Here is a 19,945-nt window from a genome sequence, read left to right as displayed (position 1 = left end):
CCGGACGCTGGCGAGGTCACCGCCAGCGTCGTCGGGTGCCTCAGCCGGCGACCGCGCGTACCGCCGCCACCAGTGCGTCCATCTGCGCCGGCGTGCTGAAGATCCCCGGCGTCACCCGCAGGCAGGCGCCGGAGGCCAACCCCTCGCGCGGCACCACGAACACGCCTGACTGCTTCACCATCCGCTGCGAGGTGGCGGTGTTGTCGCGCATCGTGGTCTGCCCGCGCAGCCGGAACGAGGTGATCGCACTGGACAGCCGCGGGTCGTCCGAGCCCAGAAGCTGGATGCGTGCGTCGCCGCGCAACGCGTCCATCCACTGATTGCGCAGGCGCAGCAGGCGCGCACGCTTGTTGGCCACGCCGATGCGCTCGTGCAGGTCCAGTGCGACCGGTAGCGCCATGTACGCCGCGAAGTTGACCGTGCCGGTGTGCACGCGGGTGCGGATGTCGTCGTGGTCCTGCTCGCCCATGTACGGATCCAGATCACGCACCCGTCCGCGGTGGACATACAGCGCGCCGACACCGACCGGCGCGCCGATCCACTTGTGCAGGTTGATCCCGATGAAATCCACGCCCAGCGCGCGCAGCGGCGTATCCACCTGGCCGATGCCATGCGCCGCATCGAGCACCACCTCCACGCCGGCCGCCCGGGCCAGCGCGGCGATCTCGGCCACCGGCAGCAGCATCCCGTTGCGGTGGTTGACGTGGGTCAGCAGGAGCAGGCGCACGCGCGGGTTGGCGGCCAGCGCGCGGCGGTAGGTCTCCACGATGCTGTCATGGTCGAACGGCTCGGGCAGCGTGATCGCCACCGGCTGCACACCGCGCCGCGCCTGCAGCCACTGCATCGCGCTGATCATGCTGTCGTAGTCGGTGTCCGCGTACATCACCGCATCGCCCGGTGACAGCCCACGGTAGCTGCCGATCAGCACCTGCATCGCTTCCGTCGCACCGCGAGTGAGCACGATCTCGTCGGTCTCCACCCCCAGCACCTGCGCCAGGCGCACGCGGGCCTGTTCGAACAGCGGCGGGAACGCCAGGCGCCCAAACCAGGCGTTGCCGGCATTCACCGTGGCAGTGGCCTGCTGGTAGGCCTGCAGCACCGGGCGCGCCATCGCGCCCCAGTAGCCGTTGTCCAGCATCACGACCTCATCGGTGAGGTCGTACAGCGCGCGGACCTGCGCCCACCAGGTTTCGTCGGCGGCAAGCTCTGTGGGCGTACGCGTGCCCATTGCCGGCAGCGCCATCGGTTCAGCACCCATGGCGGTCGTGCCGGAAAGTACCGTGGCGACCGGCAGGGCCAGTGCGCCACGCAGCAGAGAGCGTCGTTGCCGGTCCATCAGTAGCGGATCCGGTATTCGGCGTAGAGGTTGCGGCCGTCGGTGTCATACGGCGCGTTCCGCGAATAGATCAGGCCGCGACTGGCCTGGAAGCTGGCCTCGTCCGGGTAGCGGTCGAACAGGTTGTCCGCGCCGATCCGCAGCGTCTGCTGCTCGGTGACGTTCCAGCTCACCGCCAGATCGACGAAGCTCATCGCCCCGAAGCGCTGGAAGATGTCGCCGGTGGCATTGCCCGAAGAGTCTGTCCATGCCCCGTAGTATCGCAGCTTGCCGAGCACGCTGAAGCGACCCCACGCGTAGGTGCTGCCGAGCGTGGCCTTCTGCCGCGGCAGGCGCTCTTCGAAGATGCGGCGCTGGCTTTCATTGGTGGCCACGCCGGTGGCACCGCTGTCCACCTGGGTCTGGTTGTAGTTGTAGCCCAGCGTGGTGCTCAGTCGTCCCGCGCCAAGTGCGGTGGTGTGGCTGGCGACCACATCGACACCGCGCGTGGTGGTGTCGAAATCGTTGGTGTAGAAGCTCACCGAGGTGTACGCCAGCGGGTTGGGCACGCCGGCCGGCACCGCGAACGAGGCCGACTGGCTGAAGCGGTCGGTGACCTTGATGTCGTACAGGTCCACCGAGCCGGAGAAGCCCAGGTCGTTCTTCCAGGTCAGGCCGAGCGAGGCGGTGCGCGACTGCTCCGGCTTGAGCGGCTTGGCACCGAGCTGGATCGCGAGCGGGTCGCTGGGCGACAGGCGGCCGGTGGTGAACACCTGCAGGGTCACGGTGTCCAGACCCTGCTGGGTGCTCTGCGTATAGAGCTGGCCCGGGGTCGGCGCACGGAAGCCGGTGGAGACTGAGCCGCGCACCGCCAGGTCCGGGGTGAACTCGAAGCGGCTGGAGAGCTTGCCGTCCACGCTTTCACCAAAGGCGGAGAAGTGCTCGTAACGGGTCGCCGCGCCGACGGTCCAGCGTGCCGTCAATGGGGCTTCGACATCGATGTAGGCCGCGCGGCTGCGCTGGCTCCAGCGCCCGGCATTGGCCGCACTGAAACCCGGCGCACCGTTGGCACCACCGGCCAGGCCGGTCACCGCCCCCGGGCCGATCGCGTACGACGCCGGATCGCCGGCATCCACGCCGTAGGTTTCCTCGCGCGTCTCCGCGCCGAAGGCGATGTTGATCGGCGCGGCCAGCGCGCTGACCGGCAGCGAATAGACGAGATCCGCGTTGAGGTTCTTCTCTTCCTGCGAGAGGCGCCCAAGGTAGAACGAGGTGGGGCTGTCCGGGCCAAGCGAGGCGTTGATCGAATTGCCCAGCGTGTAGCCGATGCGGTTGCGCCCATAGGAGCCGCTCACATCCCAGCGCCAGCGCTCGCCCCAGTAGCCACGCAGACCGAGCACGCCCTGCAGGTCGTCCTGCTCGTTGCCGTATTTCGGGCTGAAGCCGGTCGGGTACAGGCTGCGCGCATCCCAGCCGGGGAACACGCGGCTGCGGTTGTAGACCGAGGCGGTGCCATCGGGATTGCGCCAGTTGAAATCACTGACGCCTTCGCTGTGCCCGTACAGACCGAAGCCGTAAAGGTCGACGCTGTCGTTCAAGGCCAGGGTGAGGTTGAAGCCGAAATGGCGGTTTTCCAGGTCGGGCTGGCCCCAGCGCTGCACCGGATCGGGCACGACCAGATCCGGGTGGGCGTTCTGGAAGGCGATCGCATCGGCGCGCTGGCGGCTGCGCGAGGTGGCATCGGACTTGTCCCAGTCGGCGAACAGCGACAGGCTGCCCTTGTCGCCCAATGCAAAGCCGTGGCGGCCGCCGATCTTGCGGCCGGTGCCATCGCCCTCGCTGTATTCGGAGAGGCCCAGCGACAGCTCACCCCCGACGCGGTCATCCAGGATGATGTTGATCACGCCGGCGATGGCATCCGAGCCGTACTGCGCCGACGCACCGTCGCGCAGCACTTCGATGCGCTGGATCGCATGCACCGGAATCTGGGCCAGGTCCGGGCCCTGCGCACCGCGTGCACCGAGCAGCGCAGAGCGGTGGAAGCGCCGGCCGTTGACCAGCACCAGGGTCTGGTCCGGCGAGAGGCCACGCAGCGTGGCCGGCCGCACGAACACCAGGCCGTCGTTCATCGGCATGCGTTGCACCACGAACGACGGCACCAGCTGCGCCAGCACATCGTTGAGGTCGGACGATTCGATCGCCTGGATCTCTTCCTGCGAGAACACGTCCACCGGGGCCAGCGTGTCGAACTGCGTGCGGTTGCTGCCGCGCGTACCGGTGACGATCATGGTGTCCAGGGTGGCGGGGGCCGCGGCATTCCCTGCCGGGGCGGCCTCGGCGCGCGCATCGGCGGCCGTGGCGAAGGTAAGGACGGACAGCACCGCAACAGCAAGGGCACAACGATTCACTGACGACTCCGCGAACGAACAGAGGGGGGATGCCGTGACGGCGTGTCACGACATCCTCACAGTCTGTTGACGCGATATTGCCCGGCCGTGACACACAGGCGACGGTCTTGTAGCCCACCGGACGTACCCCAGCGCACGGCGTTTACCCGCTCCCGACACCACCCTGACGCTTGTCTAACTAAATGATAATGCCTATCATTCACCATTCCGCTGTGCGCCTGGCCAATTGACGCACCGAGGCCCTGCGCTTTCCCGCGCGACGGTCCCGTGTACCTCCCATGATCCGTGGTTCCTCGCACCGCCTTCTGCCTTTGGCAGCGTCGCTGCGCGCGCGTGCTGCCGATTCTCACACTGGAAGGGATGGCCACTATTCTTCATCACCGGCTGCGGCCGGTGATGCCCGTTTCCCCGATCGATCAGCAGGTTTCCGTGGACAGCACGCCGAACGCCAGCGCCAGGTTCAACCGTCTTGGTTCTTTCTTCACCCGCCCCTGGCTGGGTGTGTTGTCACGCTCGCTCGCCGCGATCTTCGGCGGCTACGCACTGGCCGCCACCTGCTCGATGTTCTTCGCCGTCGCCCTGCCGATCGCGCGTGGCCAGGCCGTGCTGACCGGCATGCTGGTGGCGATCGTGCTGTGCGCCTGCGCGGCGTTGTGGGCGTTCGCCACCCGCACCGCCCTGCGCGCCTGGGTCGGCATCCTGGTTCCGACCGTGCTGTTCTGGGTGGGCACCCGCCTGCTGCAGGGGGCCGCATGAAGAATGGATTCCGCCAGTCGATGGCCTGGCTGCACACCTGGACCGGCCTGCTGGTCGGCTGGCTGCTGCTGCTGATTTTCATGGCTGGCACCGCCAGCTATTACCGCGAAGAGATCAGCCGCTGGATGCGCCCGGAACTGCCGCGCAGCAGCGTCACCGCCGACGTGGCCGCCGAGCGCGCGCTGACCTTCCTGCAACACAAGGCCCCGCAGGCCGAGAGCTGGAACGTCACCCTGCCCGACCCGCGCAACCCGGCGATGCGCATGTTCTGGCGCAATCCCGAATCGATGGTCAAGCCACCGGTGGAAGGCGAGCGCCGCCGGCGCGGCGGTGGCCGCTTCGGCGATGCCACCGTCGATCCGAACACCGGCGAGGAGATCGCCGCGCGCGAAACCCGCGGCGGCGACTTCTTCTACCGCCTGCATTTCGACCTGCACTACATCCCGGTGTACTGGGCGCGTTACCTGGTCGGGTTCTGCGCGATGTTCATGCTGGTGGCGATCATCACCGGCGTGATCACGCACAAGAAGATCTTCAAGGACTTCTTCACCTTCCGGCCGGAAAAGGGCCTGCGTTCGTGGCTGGATTTCCATAACGTCAGCGCGGTGATGGCCCTGCCGTACCACGCGATGATCACCTACACCGGCATCGTCACCTTGATGTTCATGTACCTGCCGTGGGGCGTGAGCGTGGCCTACCCCAAGGATGAGGAGGCGTTCTTCAGCGAGGCCTTCGCGCGCCTGGCCGAGATCGAGACGCCGGCCGAGGGACGCGCCACGCCGCTGCCGATCCAGCAGCTGCTGGACAGCGCACGCGCCGAATGGAAAGGCGCGGACGTGGCCGGCTTCACCCTGTACCACCCGGGCGCGGCCAATGCGATCGTGGACATCACCCAGCGCGATGGAAAGCGCCTGTCGGTGGATACCCCGTCGCTGCGTTTCAATGCCATCACCGGCCAGTTGATCGAGGCCAGCCCGGCCTCGGGCGGCGCGACCCAGACCCGCGGCGTGATGTACGGCCTGCACCTGGCCCGCTTCGCGGATTGGGGCCTGCGCGCCCTGTTCTTCCTGTCCGGGCTGATCGGCTGCCTGATGGTGGCCAGCGGCGTGGTGCTGTGGGCGGTCAAGGAGCGGCCCAAGCACGCCAAGTCCGGCAGGACCGGCTTCGGGCTGCGCCTGGTCGACGCGCTCAACATCGGCGCGGTGGCCGGCCTGCCGATCGCGTTCGCGACCTACTTCCTGGCCAACCGGCTGCTGCCCGTCCACATGGCCGAGCGTTCCGATGCCGAGGTCAATGCCTTCTTCTATGCCTGGGCCGCTGCCTTGCTGGCCGGCTTCGTCTGGCCGAAGCGGATGATGTGGACCTGGCAGCTGTATCTGGGTGGCGTGCTGTTCGCCCTGATCCCGGTGGTCAACGCACTCACCACGCATGCGCATCTGGGCGTCACCCTGCGCACCGGTGACTGGGTGCTGGCCGGTGTCGACCTGACCATGCTCGCCTTCGGCGCGATGCTGGCCTACTGCGGCCATCGCATGCAGCGCTGGCAGCCCCCGCTGAGCGCGGCCGAAAAGAAGCGTCGCCAGCAGGCGGCCGCGGCGGAGGCCACGGCATGATGCTGCTCGCGATCACGCTGACCTTCTCGGCGTTCACCGCGTTGTCGCTGGCCATGGACAAGCACCAGCTGGACCTGCATGGCAAAGCCGGCGCGAGCGCATCCCGTATGCGGGTGTGGCGCTGGGTAGGCTGGGCGCTGCTGACCGTCGCATTCGCGCTGTGCGTGCTGGACCACGGCTGGGCGATCGGCCCGGTGCTGTGGCTGGGCGCGCTGACGATCAGCGGGGTGGTGATCGCGTTCGGGCTGTATCCGTACCGCCCGCGCTGGATCGCGCCGCTGGCGTGGGCGTTGCCGGTGGTGGGGCTGGCGGTGGCGCTGGTCGCGCACTGAGGGAGCAGCCACGCATGGCGTGGCTCTACCCTTCGGATCGATTCCTGCGGTACGCCCGCCGCACTCTCGGGTGCGTAACCGCATCGCGATCGCCGATCAGGGCACCAGTGAGAACATGTGCGCGGCGGCAGGACGGTCGTCGATGACCAGTCGGTTGCGCGCCACGCCCTCGCGCAGGGCGCCGGACTTCACCGCCACCCGTTCGCTGGCGAGGTTGCCCACGGCCACGACGATCTCCACCCGATGCAGGCCCAGCGGCCCGAATGCCTGGACGGCCAGTGCCTGCACGACGCGGGGCGCGACACCCTGGCCGCGGCACGCCCGCCGGACCCAGTAGCCCAGGTTGCAGAACCGGGGATCGGTCTGGATCTTGTTGAGTCCCGCGCCGCCAACGAAGGCGGCGGTGTCACGGTCGAATACCCCGTACTCGCAGGCCGTGCCTGCCGCCCAGCCGTCCCGGCAGGCCTGGAACCACTGCAGCGCCTGCGCGACGCTGTAGTCGACCGAGCTCCACGGCATCCAGCGCCGCATGCCCTCGGCCGATTCACGCACCGCCGCTGCGAACGCGGCGGCGTCGGCATCCTCGAACGGCCGCAGCAGCAGTCCGTCGGCGTGGAGTTGGCTGTCGTCCATGTCAGCCCCTTCCGGTCAGGCGCCGTAGCGGCGCAGTTCCCACGCGCGGTGGATGCGCGGGTTGCGTTCGAAGTCGGCACCGATGGTCTCGGGCGAAATCTCCTTGCACTCCGCGAATTCCTTGATCGCTTCGTCGTCCAGCTTGAAGCGGCGGAAGTTGTTGGAGAAATACAGCACGCCTTCCGGGCTCAGGCGCGCCACGGCCGCGCGCAGCAGGCGCACGTGTTCGCGCTGGATGTCGAAATCATCGGCGCGGGCCGAGTTGGAGAACGTCGGCGGATCGCAGAAGATCACGTCGAAGCGGTGGCGCTCTGCTTCCAGCCACGCCAGGGCATCGGCCTGGATCAACTGGTGCTGGCTGCCGCCCTTGCCGTTCAAGGCCAGGTTGTCGGCGCACCACTGCAGGTAGGTACCGGACAGATCCACGCTGGTGGTCGTCGCGGCACCGGCCACGGCGGCCTGCACCGAGGCGACGCCGGTATAGCAGAACAGGTTGAGGAAACGCTTGCCCTGGGCTTCCTGCGCCATGTGCCAGCGCAGCGGGCGATGGTCCAGGAACAGGCCGGTATCCAGATAGTCGAACAGGTTCACGCGCAGCAGGGCATCGTTCTCGCGCACCAGCACGAACTCGCCGCGCTGCTCGAAACGACCGTACTTGCTGCCGCCCTTGCCACGCTCGCGCGACTTCAGCGCGACCTGCTCGGCCGGCACCTGGAAGACCTCGCGCGCGGCCGACAGCAGCTCGTTGCGACGACGACGCACATCGACATCCGGAATGGTCGCCGGGGCCGCGTATTCCTGCACATGCAGGAAGGTACGGCGGGCACCGCCATCTTCTTCGTAGACATCGATGGCGGCCGCGTACTCGGGCAGATCGGCATCGTAGACGCGGTAGCAGGTGATGCTCTCACGCGTCCGCCACGTCTTGAACTTCTTGATGTTCTTGCGCAGGCGGTTGGCCACCATCTGCGCGCCTTCGCTGAGCTCGCGTGGCTGGCCGGTGTTCTCGCGCTGCGGCACCGCGATCGGGTCGCAGACGATCAGCGCACACTCGATGGCACCGTTGAACAGCTGGTACTTCTTGTTGGCGCGCAGGCCGGTGGCGAACGCCAGGTCGGCGCTGCCACACAGCAGGCTGGCACGCCACTGCGGCACCGCGCGCTTGAGCGCGTCGCCGAGGCGGCGGTACAGCAGGGCATCGGCGGCCAGGCGCTCGTCGTAGGGCGGATTGCAGACCACGCAACCGGTTTCCTGCAGCGGCACCTGGACATCGGCCACGTCGCGCACGCCGAACCAGATCGCGTGCGAGACACCGGCGGTCTCGGCGTTTTCCTTGGCCGCGCGGATCGCATGCGGATCGATGTCGCTGCCGTGGATGACCTGCTTGAGCGCACCGCGGCCGGCTTCCTCGCGCGTGCGCGCTTCGGCCATCAAGGTGTTCCAGCTCTCGCGGTCAAAGCCCAGCCAGCGGCTCGGCGGAATGCTGCCGTGGCGCTGCAGGCCCGGGGCGACGTCGGCGGCCATCAGCGCGCCTTCGATCAGCAGCGTGCCGCTGCCGCACATCGGGTCGAGCAGGCCACCGCCTTCACTGTGGATCTTCGGCCAGTTGGCGCGCAGCAGCACGGCAGCGGCGAGGTTTTCCTTCAGCGGCGCCTCGTTCTGCGCCATGCGCCAGCCGCGGCGATGCATCGGGCCACCGCCCAGATCGATCGAGATCGTGGCCCGGCCCTTGCGCAGCGACAGGTTGATGCGCACGTCCGGGAACTCCACGTTCACCGACGGCCGTTCCAGGCCCTGCGCGCGCAGGCTGTCGACCACGCCATCCTTGACCCGCTGCGCGGCGAAGCGCGCGTGGGTGATCTCGGTACCGGACACATGCGCGTCCACCGACAGGGTCAGCTCGGGACTGATGTGCTGCTCCCACGCCATCGCCGACACGCCCTGGTAGAGCGAGCCCTCGTCCGGGCACTCGAACTCGGCCAGCGGCCACAGCACCCGGCTGGCCAGGCGCGACCACAGCACCACGCGCTGTGCCTGCGCCAGCTCGCCCTCGGCGTTGACGCCGGAAATGGTGGCGGTGGCCTTGTCCAGGCCGAGCGCCAACAGTTCGTCGGCGAGCAGATACTCCAGGCCCTTGGCGCAGGAAACAAAGAATTTCACGGAATCGGTATCGCAGGTCAGCGGAGAGGGGGTGCCCACGGGCACGGCAAGCAGCCGGGCACGGAGCCCGGGGGGCCATTGTACGTGACGTGGGCGGGATCGCCCGGTTACAGCGAGGCCAGCAACTCCTCGAACGCCCGGCTCGAGGCCTCGACGTGGTCGGTCAGCCGGTGCCCGTCATCCACCATCAGCAGCCGCGCCGAACGGGCCTGGGCCCAGGCGATCACCTCGGCCGGCGGGATCAGCTCGTCGTGCCAGGCATGCACCACGCTGGTCGGCACGCGGGCCGCGTCCAGGGCCGGCATCGGCCCCATCCGGGTCGGTGGCACCATCAGGAACAGGCCACGCACCGGTACCTGCAGCGAGGCGATGGCCGAAATGTAGGACCCCAGGCTGGAGCCGGCCAGCACCACCGGGCCCTCGGCGGCACGGGCGGCGGCGAGGGTCACCAGGCGCTGCAGGCGGGCCCGCACGTCGCCCAGGCTGCTGACCTCGCGCTGGGCGTCCAGGTCGGTGTAGTCGGGGCGCTCGTGGGTCCAGCCCAGGCGTTCGGCCACCTCGGCCAGGGCGGTCACCTTGATCGCGTCGGGGCCGCTTTCAAAGCCGTGGGAGAGGATGCAGTGGCCGCGGCTCATGCGCATACCGCGCGGGAATCGATAGGAGCGTTCATGCCCAAATGCTAGCATCGCCGCATGCCCGACCGCGCCCCGCCCGCCATCGAAACACAGCCCCTGCCCTACCAGGACAGGCTGCTGCCGCGCACGCACGACGAGATCGATCTGGTGGTCATCCACTGCACCGAACTGCCTGATCTGGCCATGGCGCGCGCCTACGGCGAACGGGTGCTGTATGAGAGCGGCACTGGCAACAGCGGCCACTACTACATCGACCGCGACGGGCGCATCGTCCAATACGTGGCGCTGGACCGCGTCGCGCATCAGGTCAGCGGGTTCAATCCGCGCTCGATCGGCATCGAGCTGGTCAACACCGGGCGTTACCCGCACTGGTGGGATTCCCGGCACCAGGCGATGGACGAGCCCTACCCCGACGTGCAGATCGCGGCCCTGATCGATCTCCTGCAGCATCTGTGCGGGACGCTGCCGGCGCTGGCACATATCGCCGGCCATGAGTGGCTGGATACGCGCGAGGAAGTGGCCAGCGATGATCCGGAGCGGCGCGTGCCACGCAAGCGCGATCCGGGTCCGTTGTTCCCGTGGCCGCGCGTGCTGGCCGCGGTGCCGTTGCAGGAACTGCGTGGCTGATGAGGGTGTGCCGACCAACGGTCGGCACCTACCGCGCCATTGGCCGTGGCCGTCATCGTGGCCTGTGATCAGCCGGTGGCGACAGGACGCGACGGGTCGCTGACCCAGCCGCTCCACGAATCCGCATAGATCCGCGCACCTTCCAGGCCCGCGACATCCATCGCCAGCAGCAGGTGGCAGGCGGTGACGCCGGAGCCGCACATCAACACCACCTCGTCCGGCGCGTGGGTGCCGATCAGCGGCTGCAGCGCCGCGCGCAGATCGTCCGCAGGGCGCAACCGCCCGTCGTGCACGTTCAACGCGAAGGGACGATTCACCGCGCCGGGCACGTGGCCGGCGACCGGATCCAACGGCTCCACTTCGCCACGGAAGCGTTCACCGGCCCGCGCATCGATCAGCCAGCCCGGCGCGTGCTTCAACCGCGCGTGCACCTCCTCCACCGAGGCGATCCGGCTGCGGTCGAAACGACCGGGGTACGGCGGCAACGGGGACACCTGCGGCAGCGCCGCCGTCACCGGCAGGCCAGCCGCCTGCCAGGCGGCGAAGCCACCATCGAGCACCTGCACGTGCGCATGTCCGATCAGCCGCAGCAGCCACCACAGGCGCGCGGCGGCCATGCTGCCGTCGCCGGCGTCGTAGACCACGACCCGGGTCTGCGGCCCGATGCCCCACTCGCCCAGGCGCGCGGCGAACGCATCGCTGTCCGGCAGCGGGTGACGGCCATGGCCGGTGCGGCCAAGATCGGACAGATCCCGGTTGAGATCGGCGTACAGCGCACCGGGCAGATGGCCCTGTGCATACAACTGCGCGCCGGACTGCGGGTCGGCCAGCGAGAAACGCGCATCCACCACCTTCAGCGGCGGGGCGGCACTGGCCGTCGCCCGTGCATCCATCAGGCGCGTGGCGCCCTCCTCCAGGGCCTTTGCGAGGGCGGTGACATCGATCAGTGGCGTGGTCATGCGGTCTGCTCCAGGCGGCGACGCAGGTTGTAGAGAATGGCGGCGGTCGCGCCCCAGATCCGCTGCCCGGGCCAACCGTATTCGAGCACGTGGCGGATGCGCCCGCGATGGTCGATCTCGACGTGGTGCAGGTTGGCCGGATCCATCAGGTAGGACAGCGGCACTTCGAAGACTTCCGCGACCTCCCCCGGTTCGGGCACGGCCACGAACGCGGGATCGATCACCGCCACCACCGGCATGACCCGATAGCCGGTGATGGTCACGAACGGGTCGAGATACCCGAGCACCTGCACCTGGTCGTGCTTGAGCGCGATTTCCTCGTCGCTCTCGCGGATCGCGGCGGCCACGGCGTCATGGTCGTCCGGCTCCATGCGGCCGCCGGGGAAGCCGACCTGGCCCCCATGGTGACGCAGCGTGTCGGTACGCCGGGTCAGCAGCACCTGGGCGCCGCCCTCGCGCGGAATGATGCCGGCCAGCACGGCGGCTTCGACCGGTGGGCCGGGCGGCAGAAGATCGATGAGTTCGCTGCGGTTCCAGCCATCGTCCTGTGGCGGCTGGTCCAGCGGATGCAGCGCGCGCAGCAGGCGTTCGTGCTCGGCCAGCGAACCGCGCAGCGATTGACGCAGTTGTTCGCGCAGGGGCAGCGTGTGCTGCATGACGTGATGCTGTTCGGGTCGGCTCATGGTTCGCCAGCGGGTGATCTCATCCACGGTGCGCAGGCAGCCCGTGCAGATACCGGCGCGATCCAGTGCGCAGATTCCGATGCAGGGTGTGGGCGCGGCATGCGGGGATTCTTCCATCGATTGGACCGCTCAACAGTAGCGCGAATGCACGGAAACGAAAAACGCGCCGGTGTTTCCACCGGCGCGTTCTTGATGGTGCAGAAATTACTTGACGCTGACGAGCTTGATTTCGAACTGCACCGCAACGTTCGGCGGGAACGGCGTGCGCGGATCGGCACCATAGGCCTGCTCCGGCGGCAGCGTCACTTCCCACTTGGAGCCGGCCGGCATCTGCAGCAGGGCTTCACGCATGGCCTTCATTTCGACTTCGCTGACCTTGATGCCCGGGATCTGCTGGGCCGGGCGCGCTTCGGCCGGACGGGTGCCGAACGGATACGGACCGGCCACTTCCAGCTGCACGGTGCTGGCCTGGGTCGGCTTGGCACCCTTGCCTGCTTCGATCACGCGGTACTGCACGCCGCTCGGCAGCGACTGCACGCCGGCCTTGGCCTTGTTGGCGGCCAGGAACTGGGTGCTCTTGGTCTTGTTCTCGGCGGCAGCCTTGTCGTACTCGGCCTTGGCGGCCTGCGCACGACCCTGCTCTCGCTTCTGGAAGGCTTCGACGGCGGGCTTCAACTGCTCGGCCGTGATCGACGGCTGCTTCTTGGCGTAGGCATCCTGCAGGCCCTTCACCACCGAGTTGATGTCCAGCTGCTCGCCGCGTGCGGTGAGTTCAGCCAGGTTGTTACCGTAGTCGTAACCGAAGTAATAGCTCAGCTTGCCCTTTTCGGACGAGGTGTCCTGGGCGAAGGCATTGCCCGTCAGGGCCAGGGCCGCGACGGCGACCGCGATAGAACGCAACTTCATCAAACTTTTCTCCAGGGGTGGTAACTCAGGACGCGTTGGGCCGCCCTGAGGCGACGGGTTAGGATAGCCGCCGCAACGTTGAACCGCCACTAACGACGGAGGCTCTGACCTGACTTCGTTTCAAGAGTTCAACATCACTATTTTTTAACGTTTTCAGGAGTCCTGCCGTGGCCGACGCCCTTATCGCGATTATGGACGATGGTGCCGTACGCACCGTGACGGTCAACCGCCCGGACAAGCTCAACGCCCTCGACCGGGCCACGCTGGAAGCCCTGGATGCCGCCTTCGCCGCGGCCGCCGCCGATGCGGACGTGCGGGTGGTGGTGCTGACCGGCGCCGGGCCCAAGGCGTTCGTTGCCGGGGCCGACATCGCCGAAATGAACGGCCTGAGCGCGGTTCAGGGTCGTGATTTCTCGCTGCTGGGCCAGGGGTTGATGCGGCGCATCGAGCGGATGCCCAAGCCGGTCATCGGCAAAATCAATGGATTCGCGCTGGGTGGCGGGCTGGAGCTGGCCATGGCCTGCCACCTGCGGGTGGCCGCCGAGACCGCCAGACTCGGCCAGCCGGAGATCAATCTGGGGCTGATCCCCGGCTTCGGTGGCAGCCAGCGCCTGCTGCGTCTGTGTGGCCGCGCCGCCGCGCTGGAGTTGTGCCTGCTCGGCGCCCCGATCACGGCCGCCCGCGCCGCGCAGTTGGGGATCATCAACGAGGTCGTCCCGGCCGCCGATCTGGATGCCCGCGTCCACGCACTGGCGTCGCAGCTTGCCTCGGCCGCGCCCCTGGCGCTGCGCGGCATCCTGGATGCCATCCACATCGGCGGCGAGTGCGCGCTGGGCGAAGGTCTGGAATACGAGAGCGCGCAGTTCGGCCTGATGTTCGCCACCGAGGACATGCGCGAAGGCACCAGCGCCTTCCTCGCGCGCCGCCCGCCGGTGTTCCAGAACCGCTGAGCCATGTCGCCTTCCGATACCGCTTCGCCAGCGCAGCTGCTGGCACTCGTGCGTGACGATCACTGGGACGCCGCGCTTGCGGCCGGCCTGATGGACTACGTCCCGCAGCCGGGCGACGAGCACCTGCTGGCCGACCATCCCGATCTGCCACAGCGCCTCAAGCACGCACAGCAGCAGCTGCAGCGCGCCTGGGATGCACGCGAACGCTATCGCCAACGCGGGCAGCGGCTCGCCCGCCGCGCCGCCGAACGGGAGGCGCGCCGCGCGCCGCCTCCCACACCCGACATCCAGAAACCCGCCCTGCCCTCGGCCGCCGCCGCGATTCTCGCGCGCGCCAAGGCGAAGGCGGCCGGGCGTTTCCCCTGATGGCCACGATGAAGAAAACCGCCGCACGCAGCACGCGCATGCCCAAGGCCGATGTGATCGAAATGTTCACCCGCCTGCGCGAGCTCAACCCGCACCCCAGGACCGAACTGGAGTACAGCTCACCCTTCGAACTGCTGGTGGCGGTGACGCTGTCTGCGCAGGCCACCGACGTCGGCGTCAACAAGGCCACGCGCAAGCTGTTTCCCGTCGCCAACACGCCGCAGGCGATCCTCGACCTCGGTGAGGAGGGCTTGAAGAAGTACATCGCCACCATCGGCCTGTACAACGCCAAGGCAAAGAACGTGATCGCCGCCTGCGCGATGCTGGTCAACCAGCACGGCGGCGAGGTGCCGCGCGATCGCGCCGCGCTCGAAGCATTGCCCGGCGTTGGGCGCAAGACCGCCAACGTGGTGCTCAACACCGCGTTCGGTGAACCGGTGATGGCGGTCGACACGCACATCTTCCGCGTCTCCAACCGGACCGGCCTGGCGCCGGGCAAGGACGTGCGCGCGGTGGAGGACCTGCTGGTCAAGGTGATCCCCGCCGAGTTCCTGCTCGATGCGCATCACTGGCTGATCCTGCACGGCCGCTACGTGTGCAAGGCACGCAAGCCGGACTGCCCGCAATGCGTGATCCGCGACCTGTGCCGGTTCAAGGAAAAGACCGCCGCCTGAACGGGGGCGCGATTGCCATATGGACGCAACCCGGCGGTCATCTCCACCGGGGATAAATGGCAGCCCCTGACGCCGCTTGGGATACGGCAGATGACGGTTTGTCTGAAACTGTCACATTTACGCAATCTTCACTAATTAGCCTGCGCAGCATCTTCCCACCTGCCTGCAAGGCTCCTTCCATGAAACTGCATCGCCAACTTCTTACTGCGGCCGTGGTGGCTGCGCTGTTCGTTCCGGCCGCTCACGCTGAAGTGGCCATCGATGTGATCGGCGGTTCGGAAATCACGTTCGAGGGCTTGGTCCAGGCCGACGGCAACTGGTTCGACAACGATGTGACCGACCTCAATGGCGGCGACGCCGGCAACGGCAAGAACAGCGAGTTCGAGCTGCGCCGCGCCGAGCTGGTGCTCAAGGGCAAGGGCCCGGGCAACGTGGAATGGGTGGTGGGCTACGACGCCAAGGCCGACAAGTTCCTGGACACCAACCTGAAGTACAAGCTGGCCGGCAACGCCAACCACTTCGTGCAGTTCGGCCAGTTCAAGCAGCCCAACAGCCTGGAAGAACTGTCCAGCACCAAGAACAACGACTTCATCTCCAAGGCCACGGTCACCAATACCTATGCCGTGGCCCGCCGCCTCGGCGCGGCCTACAGCATCGGCGATGCGAACTGGTCGGTCACCGCCAGCGCCTTCGGCCGCGAGCTGACCCGCAACCTGGCCCATGGCAGCGGCTACGGCGCGCGTGGTACCTGGGCGCCGATCAATGACAAGGGCCAGGTCCTGCACTTCGGCCTGAGCTATGTCGACTACGACACCGATGCGGACACCCTGCGCGTGCGCGCCCGTCCCAACGCCGACCTGGCCACCGCGCGCCTGGTCGACAGCGGCAACCTGGTCGACACCGACCGGGTCAGCACGATCGGTGCCGAAGCGATGTATATCGGCGGCCCGTTCAAGGCCCAGGCCGAGTACTACACCAGCAAGGCCAAGCGTTACACCCGCGACAACTACAGCAGCGACGGCTACTACGTCAGCGGCCTGTGGAACATCACCGGCGAAACCTGGGGCTACAAGGGCGGCACCCCGACCACCGGCCTGCCGGACGAGCCGGGCCGCGGCATGTGGCAGCTGGGCGCGCGTTACGACCACATGGACCTCAACGACGGCAACCTGTCGGCGAATCCGGTGGCCGGTCGCCCGCCGATCGTCGATGGCGTGCTCGGCGGCAAGATGGACATCTGGACCGTGGGCGTGAACTACTACTGGCGCTCCAACACCAAGTTCGCCCTGAACTACGTGATGGTGGACAGCAAGAAGTACAGCTCCACCGCCCGTACGTTCGTGAATGACGATCCGAACATCCTGGAAGCGCGCCTGCAGTTCTTCTGGTAAGCCCTGCAACACGCGTGTGACACAAAGGCGCAGCTTCGGCTGCGCCTTTTTTCGTGCCCGTGCGCGGGTATGCTGGGCGCCCTTTGCCCCATGGATGGACCCCGATGCGTACCGCACTCCCGCTGCTGCTGGCCGTCGCGTGCAGTGCCGCCGCCCTGCCCGCCCACGCGCAGGACTGCCACGATACCCAGGCCGCCGCGGACGAGGCATACGTGGTGCGGGCCGACGGCGCGCTGCCCGATCGCCCCGGCTACACCCGTGACACGTCCGCCAGCGTCTGCCGGCGCTGGCCGGCGCGCCCCGAGCTGACCCTGCTGGCCACGCCGGTCTGGCGCGATGGGGGCGACAACGACGCCCGCGACGGCGACGTGGAGGTGCTGGTGATCGATTCCGACACCCTCGCCACGCGCGCATGGACGGTGCTGCCCGGTGCACTCGAAAGCGATGCGTTTTTCTTCGACGGCATGCAGCTGGATACCGCGCGTTACCAGCTCGCGCCGGACACCCTCGCGTTCGGCCTGCGCGTGCAGCGGCGCAATGGTTCCGGGCCCAATCCTTTCAGCGAAGAACAATTGCAGCTGCTGGCGGTGCAGGCAGGCACGCTGCGCACGCTCGGCCCTCCCATGGTGCTGCGCAGCTACCAGGCCGAATGGGACACCCGCTGCGCCGGTGAATCCACCGACGTGACGCGCACCGTCGCGGTCGGCCCGCAAGGCAGGCACGGCCTGGCCGACCTCGTCCTGCGCGAACGCCGGGTCACCAAGCACAGCTGGATGGACGGCGACACCTGCCGCGACCAGGACACGCCGGTGGAAGGCGAACGCCATGTGCTGCGCTTCGACGGCCACCGCTACGCGGTCCCGGAGGCGCTGCAGCCGTTGTGACACCCCGCCCGGAAGGCGTGTCACGAGGTGGTCATATGACAGTCGCTGCGCTGTCATCGAACCGTTATGGAATGAGCACCGGGCGGGACACCCCGCACCTTCATCCATCCCAGGAGCCACCCCGTGATCCACGCCTTCAAGTCGCGCGCCGCCGTTGCCGTCCTCGCCGCGTCGTCCGTGTTCGCCGCCAATGCCGCCGATGTGACCGGCGCGGGCGCCTCGTTCATCTATCCGGTCATGTCCAAGTGGTCGGCCGACTACAGCACCGCGACCGGCAAGAAGGTCAACTACCAGTCCATCGGTTCCGGTGGCGGCATCGCCCAGATCAAGGCCGCGACCGTTGATTTCGGCTCCTCCGATGCCCCGCTGAAGCCGGAAGAACTGGCGGCAGCCGGCCTGGCCCAGTTCCCGTCGGTCATCGGCGGCGTGGTCCCGGTGATCAACGTGGCCGGCATCGCGCCGGGCGCGCTGAAGCTGGATGGCCCGACCCTGGGCAACATCTTCCTCGGCAAGATCAAGACCTGGAACGACCCGGCGATCGCCGCGCTGAACCCGGGCGTCAAGCTGCCGGACGGCAAGATCACCGTCGTGCACCGCTCGGACGGTTCGGGCACCACCTTCAACTTCGTCAACTACCTGTCCAAGGTCAACCCGGAGTGGAAGACCAAGGTCGGTGAAGGCACGTCGGTCCAGTGGCCGGTCGGCATCGGCGGCAAGGGCAACGAAGGCGTCGCCGCCTACGTGAAGCAGATCAAGGGCGGCATCGGCTACGTCGAACTGTCCTACGCGCTGCAGAACAAGATGTCCTACGCCGCGATGAAGAACGCCGCGGGCAAGATCGTGCTGCCGAGCGACACCTCGTTCGCCGCCGCGGCGGCGAGCGCCGACTGGGCCAGCGCCAAGGACTTCTACCTGGTCATGACCAACGCCCCGGGCGCCGATGCGTGGCCGATCACCGCCACCAACTTCATCCTGGTCCGCAAGCAGCCCAAGAACGTGGCCAATGCCAAGGCCACCCAGGAGTTCTTCCGCTGGATCTACAAGAGCGGCGATGCCCAGGCCAAGCAGCTCGACTACGTCCCGCTGCCGGACACCCTGGTCAAGCAGATCGAGACCTACTGGTCGCAGAACCTGAAGTACTGATCGATCGACGGCGTCACCACCCACGGTGGTGACCTACCGGTAGGTACCGACCGTGGGTCGGTACGCGTCGCCCCCGACGCAACCCACCGGACAGTGCAATGGCGCCGGAGGGTCCTCTCTCCCCCTTCCGGCGCCATCGGGCGCGGACCGCAAGGCTCCGCGCCTTTTTATTGCCTGCCCCTGCGAGCCCGGCCCTTGTGCCGCAAGGCTTTGCGTGCGCCCGGTCACGGCGTCATCAAGCTGTAACAAAAACATCATTTCATAGTCGCGTCGCCGGGAAGACCGGCTCTTATCCCGCTATGGAGTGACGCATGAAACTGCACACGGCCAGCATCGCCGCCCTTTCCCTGGCCATCGCGCTGGGTCTTTCCGCCTGCAAGCCGGGCGCTGAAGGCCAGGCCACCGCGCCGGCCACCGACGCGCCCGCCGCCGCCCCCGCCGCAGGCGACCGCCTCACCGCCGAGATTTCCGGTGCCGGTGCCTCCTTCATCTTCCCGCTGGTGTCCAAGTGGTCGGCCGACTACAACACCGCCACCGGCGCCAAGATCAACTACCAGTCGATCGGCTCGGGTGGCGGCATCGCCCAGATCAAGGCCGGCACCGTTGATTTCGGTTCCTCCGACAAGCCGCTGAGCAGCGAAGAGCTGGCCCAGGCCGGCCTCGGCCAGTTCCCGTCGGCGATCGGCGGCGTAGTCCCGGTGGTCAACATCGACGGCCTGGAAGCCGGCAAGCTGCGCCTCAGCGGCGCCCTGCTGGCCGACATCTTCCTGGGCAAGGTCAAGACCTGGAACGACCCGGCCATCGTCGCCGCCAACCCGGGCGTCACACTGCCGGACGGCAAGATCACCCTGGTCCACCGTTCGGACGGTTCAGGCACCACCTTCAACTTCTCCAACTACCTCTCCAAGGTCAGCCCGGACTGGAAGAGCAAGGTCGGCGAAGGCACCTCGGTGCAGTGGCCGGATGGCGTGGGTGGCAAGGGCAATGAAGGCGTGGCGTCGTACGTGAAGCAGATCAAGGGCTCGATCGGCTACGTCGAACTGGCCTACGCGCTGCAGAACGGCATGCCGTATGCCTCGATGCAGAACGCCGCCGGCAACTGGGTGCAGCCGAGCGCGGAAACCTTCGCCGCTGCCGCCGCCAGCGCCGACTGGGCCAGCGCCAAGGACTTCAACCTGGTCATCACCAATGCCCCGGGCGACCAGGCATGGCCGATCACCGCCACCAACTTCATGCTGATGCACAAGCAGCCCAAGGATGCCCAGCGCAGCAAGGACACCCTGGCGTTCTTCAAGTGGGCGTTCGAGAAGGGCCAGGCCCAGGCCAACGAACTGCACTACGTGCCGCTGCCGGCCGAGCTGGTGACCCAGATCGAAGCGTACTGGACCAGCGAGTTCAAGTGAAAAAGGCAGGCCCGCGCGCGGCGCGGGCCTGACCGATCGTAGTGGCGGGGGGGGCCCCCCCCCCCCCCCCACCCCACCCGGAGGCCGGCGCCGCCCCGCCCGACCAC

At 67.8% G+C, this 19,945-nt stretch carries 19 protein-coding genes; 11 read left to right on the top strand and 8 right to left on the bottom strand.

Features of this window, described 5'->3' with window-relative positions:
* Positions 1 to 40: 40 nt before the first annotated feature.
* Positions 41 to 1,336 carry an aminotransferase class V-fold PLP-dependent enzyme gene (locus ABE473_RS05720; protein ID WP_346488782.1) on the bottom strand — a complete coding sequence of 432 codons (1,296 nt, stop codon included), beginning with the start codon at positions 1,334 to 1,336 and terminating at the stop codon, positions 41 to 43.
* On the bottom strand, positions 1,336 to 3,723 hold the full coding sequence (locus ABE473_RS05715; RefSeq protein WP_346488781.1) for a TonB-dependent receptor: 2,388 nt from the start codon (positions 3,721 to 3,723) through the stop codon (positions 1,336 to 1,338). Before ABE473_RS05715 ends, ABE473_RS05720 begins: the two co-directional genes overlap by 1 nt.
* 360 nt (positions 3,724 to 4,083) lie before the next feature.
* Between ABE473_RS05715 and ABE473_RS05710 the strand changes: the two genes are divergently transcribed.
* From ABE473_RS05710 to ABE473_RS05700, 3 genes are read left to right on the top strand one after another with little or no spacing between them, the layout of a single operon-like run.
* On the top strand, positions 4,084 to 4,479 hold the full coding sequence (locus tag ABE473_RS05710) for a DUF3649 domain-containing protein (protein ID WP_346478549.1): 396 nt from the start codon (positions 4,084 to 4,086) through the stop codon (positions 4,477 to 4,479).
* Positions 4,476 to 6,092, top strand: coding sequence for a PepSY-associated TM helix domain-containing protein (locus tag ABE473_RS05705; protein ID WP_346488780.1), 1,617 nt, complete (start codon positions 4,476 to 4,478; stop codon positions 6,090 to 6,092). Before ABE473_RS05710 ends, ABE473_RS05705 begins: the two co-directional genes overlap by 4 nt.
* Positions 6,089 to 6,424, top strand: coding sequence for a DUF3325 domain-containing protein (locus ABE473_RS05700; protein ID WP_346488779.1), 336 nt, complete (start codon positions 6,089 to 6,091; stop codon positions 6,422 to 6,424). The genes ABE473_RS05705 and ABE473_RS05700 overlap by 4 nt, the downstream gene beginning before the upstream one ends.
* Before the next feature lie 96 nt (positions 6,425 to 6,520).
* On the opposite strand, the gene ABE473_RS05695 is transcribed toward ABE473_RS05700, so the two are convergent.
* From ABE473_RS05695 to ABE473_RS05685, 3 genes are all read right to left on the bottom strand, one after another.
* Positions 6,521 to 7,057, bottom strand: a complete 537-nt coding sequence (locus tag ABE473_RS05695) for a GNAT family N-acetyltransferase (protein ID WP_346488778.1) — start codon at positions 7,055 to 7,057, stop codon at positions 6,521 to 6,523.
* A 15-nt stretch (positions 7,058 to 7,072) separates the two neighbouring features.
* Positions 7,073 to 9,217 carry a bifunctional 23S rRNA (guanine(2069)-N(7))-methyltransferase RlmK/23S rRNA (guanine(2445)-N(2))-methyltransferase RlmL gene (gene rlmKL / locus ABE473_RS05690; protein WP_123729701.1) on the bottom strand — a complete coding sequence of 715 codons (2,145 nt, stop codon included), beginning with the start codon at positions 9,215 to 9,217 and terminating at the stop codon, positions 7,073 to 7,075.
* A 107-nt stretch (positions 9,218 to 9,324) separates the two neighbouring features.
* On the bottom strand, positions 9,325 to 9,852 hold the full coding sequence (locus ABE473_RS05685) for a hypothetical protein (protein ID WP_346488777.1): 528 nt from the start codon (positions 9,850 to 9,852) through the stop codon (positions 9,325 to 9,327).
* Between the two features lie 57 nt (positions 9,853 to 9,909).
* On the opposite strand from ABE473_RS05685, the gene ABE473_RS05680 reads away from it, so the two are divergent.
* Positions 9,910 to 10,479 carry an N-acetylmuramoyl-L-alanine amidase gene (locus tag ABE473_RS05680; RefSeq protein ID WP_346488776.1) on the top strand — a complete coding sequence of 190 codons (570 nt, stop codon included), beginning with the start codon at positions 9,910 to 9,912 and terminating at the stop codon, positions 10,477 to 10,479.
* 68 nt (positions 10,480 to 10,547) lie between these two features.
* Here the strand turns inward: ABE473_RS05680 and ABE473_RS05675 are convergent, their stop codons facing one another.
* The 3 genes from ABE473_RS05675 to ABE473_RS05665 all read right to left on the bottom strand — a co-directional run bounded on the left by ABE473_RS05675 (position 10,548) and on the right by ABE473_RS05665 (position 13,027).
* Complete coding sequence (locus ABE473_RS05675; protein ID WP_346488775.1) at positions 10,548 to 11,438, bottom strand: sulfurtransferase; 891 nt, start codon at positions 11,436 to 11,438, stop codon at positions 10,548 to 10,550.
* Positions 11,435 to 12,238 (bottom strand): CoA pyrophosphatase, encoded by an 804-nt coding sequence (locus tag ABE473_RS05670; RefSeq protein WP_346488774.1) that lies wholly within the window; start codon positions 12,236 to 12,238, stop codon positions 11,435 to 11,437. Before ABE473_RS05670 ends, ABE473_RS05675 begins: the two co-directional genes overlap by 4 nt.
* Positions 12,239 to 12,325: 87 nt before the next feature.
* The gene (locus tag ABE473_RS05665; protein WP_176989918.1) at positions 12,326 to 13,027 is read right to left on the bottom strand and encodes an FKBP-type peptidyl-prolyl cis-trans isomerase; all 702 of its coding nucleotides are present in this window, start codon (positions 13,025 to 13,027) and stop codon (positions 12,326 to 12,328) included.
* 167 nt (positions 13,028 to 13,194) lie between these two features.
* On the opposite strand from ABE473_RS05665, the gene ABE473_RS05660 reads away from it, so the two are divergent.
* From ABE473_RS05660 to pstS (ABE473_RS05630), 7 genes are all read left to right on the top strand, one after another.
* On the top strand, positions 13,195 to 13,977 hold the full coding sequence (locus ABE473_RS05660; RefSeq protein WP_346488773.1) for an enoyl-CoA hydratase-related protein: 783 nt from the start codon (positions 13,195 to 13,197) through the stop codon (positions 13,975 to 13,977).
* Positions 13,978 to 13,980: 3 nt separating this feature from the next.
* Positions 13,981 to 14,343 carry a hypothetical protein gene (locus ABE473_RS05655; protein WP_346488772.1) on the top strand — a complete coding sequence of 121 codons (363 nt, stop codon included), beginning with the start codon at positions 13,981 to 13,983 and terminating at the stop codon, positions 14,341 to 14,343.
* Positions 14,343 to 15,017 carry an endonuclease III gene (nth, locus tag ABE473_RS05650; RefSeq protein WP_346488771.1) on the top strand — a complete coding sequence of 225 codons (675 nt, stop codon included), beginning with the start codon at positions 14,343 to 14,345 and terminating at the stop codon, positions 15,015 to 15,017. The genes ABE473_RS05655 and nth overlap by 1 nt, the downstream gene beginning before the upstream one ends.
* A gap of 179 nt (positions 15,018 to 15,196) precedes the next feature.
* Positions 15,197 to 16,408, top strand: coding sequence for an OprO/OprP family phosphate-selective porin (locus ABE473_RS05645; protein ID WP_179459334.1), 1,212 nt, complete (start codon positions 15,197 to 15,199; stop codon positions 16,406 to 16,408).
* A 104-nt stretch (positions 16,409 to 16,512) separates the two neighbouring features.
* On the top strand, positions 16,513 to 17,292 hold the full coding sequence (locus tag ABE473_RS05640; RefSeq protein WP_346488770.1) for a hypothetical protein: 780 nt from the start codon (positions 16,513 to 16,515) through the stop codon (positions 17,290 to 17,292).
* Between the two features lie 123 nt (positions 17,293 to 17,415).
* On the top strand, positions 17,416 to 18,435 hold the full coding sequence (pstS, locus tag ABE473_RS05635) for a phosphate ABC transporter substrate-binding protein PstS (protein WP_179459336.1): 1,020 nt from the start codon (positions 17,416 to 17,418) through the stop codon (positions 18,433 to 18,435).
* Positions 18,436 to 18,746: 311 nt separating this feature from the next.
* On the top strand, positions 18,747 to 19,838 hold the full coding sequence (gene pstS / locus ABE473_RS05630) for a phosphate ABC transporter substrate-binding protein PstS (protein WP_346488769.1): 1,092 nt from the start codon (positions 18,747 to 18,749) through the stop codon (positions 19,836 to 19,838).
* Positions 19,839 to 19,945: the final 107 nt, after the last annotated feature.

The organism is Stenotrophomonas sp. TWI700 (genome assembly GCF_039673645.1).
GTDB lineage: Bacteria > Pseudomonadota > Gammaproteobacteria > Xanthomonadales > Xanthomonadaceae > Stenotrophomonas > Stenotrophomonas maltophilia_AA.
The sequence above is the reverse complement of the archived record's forward strand: the minus strand, read 5'-3'. Positions and strand labels throughout refer to the sequence as shown.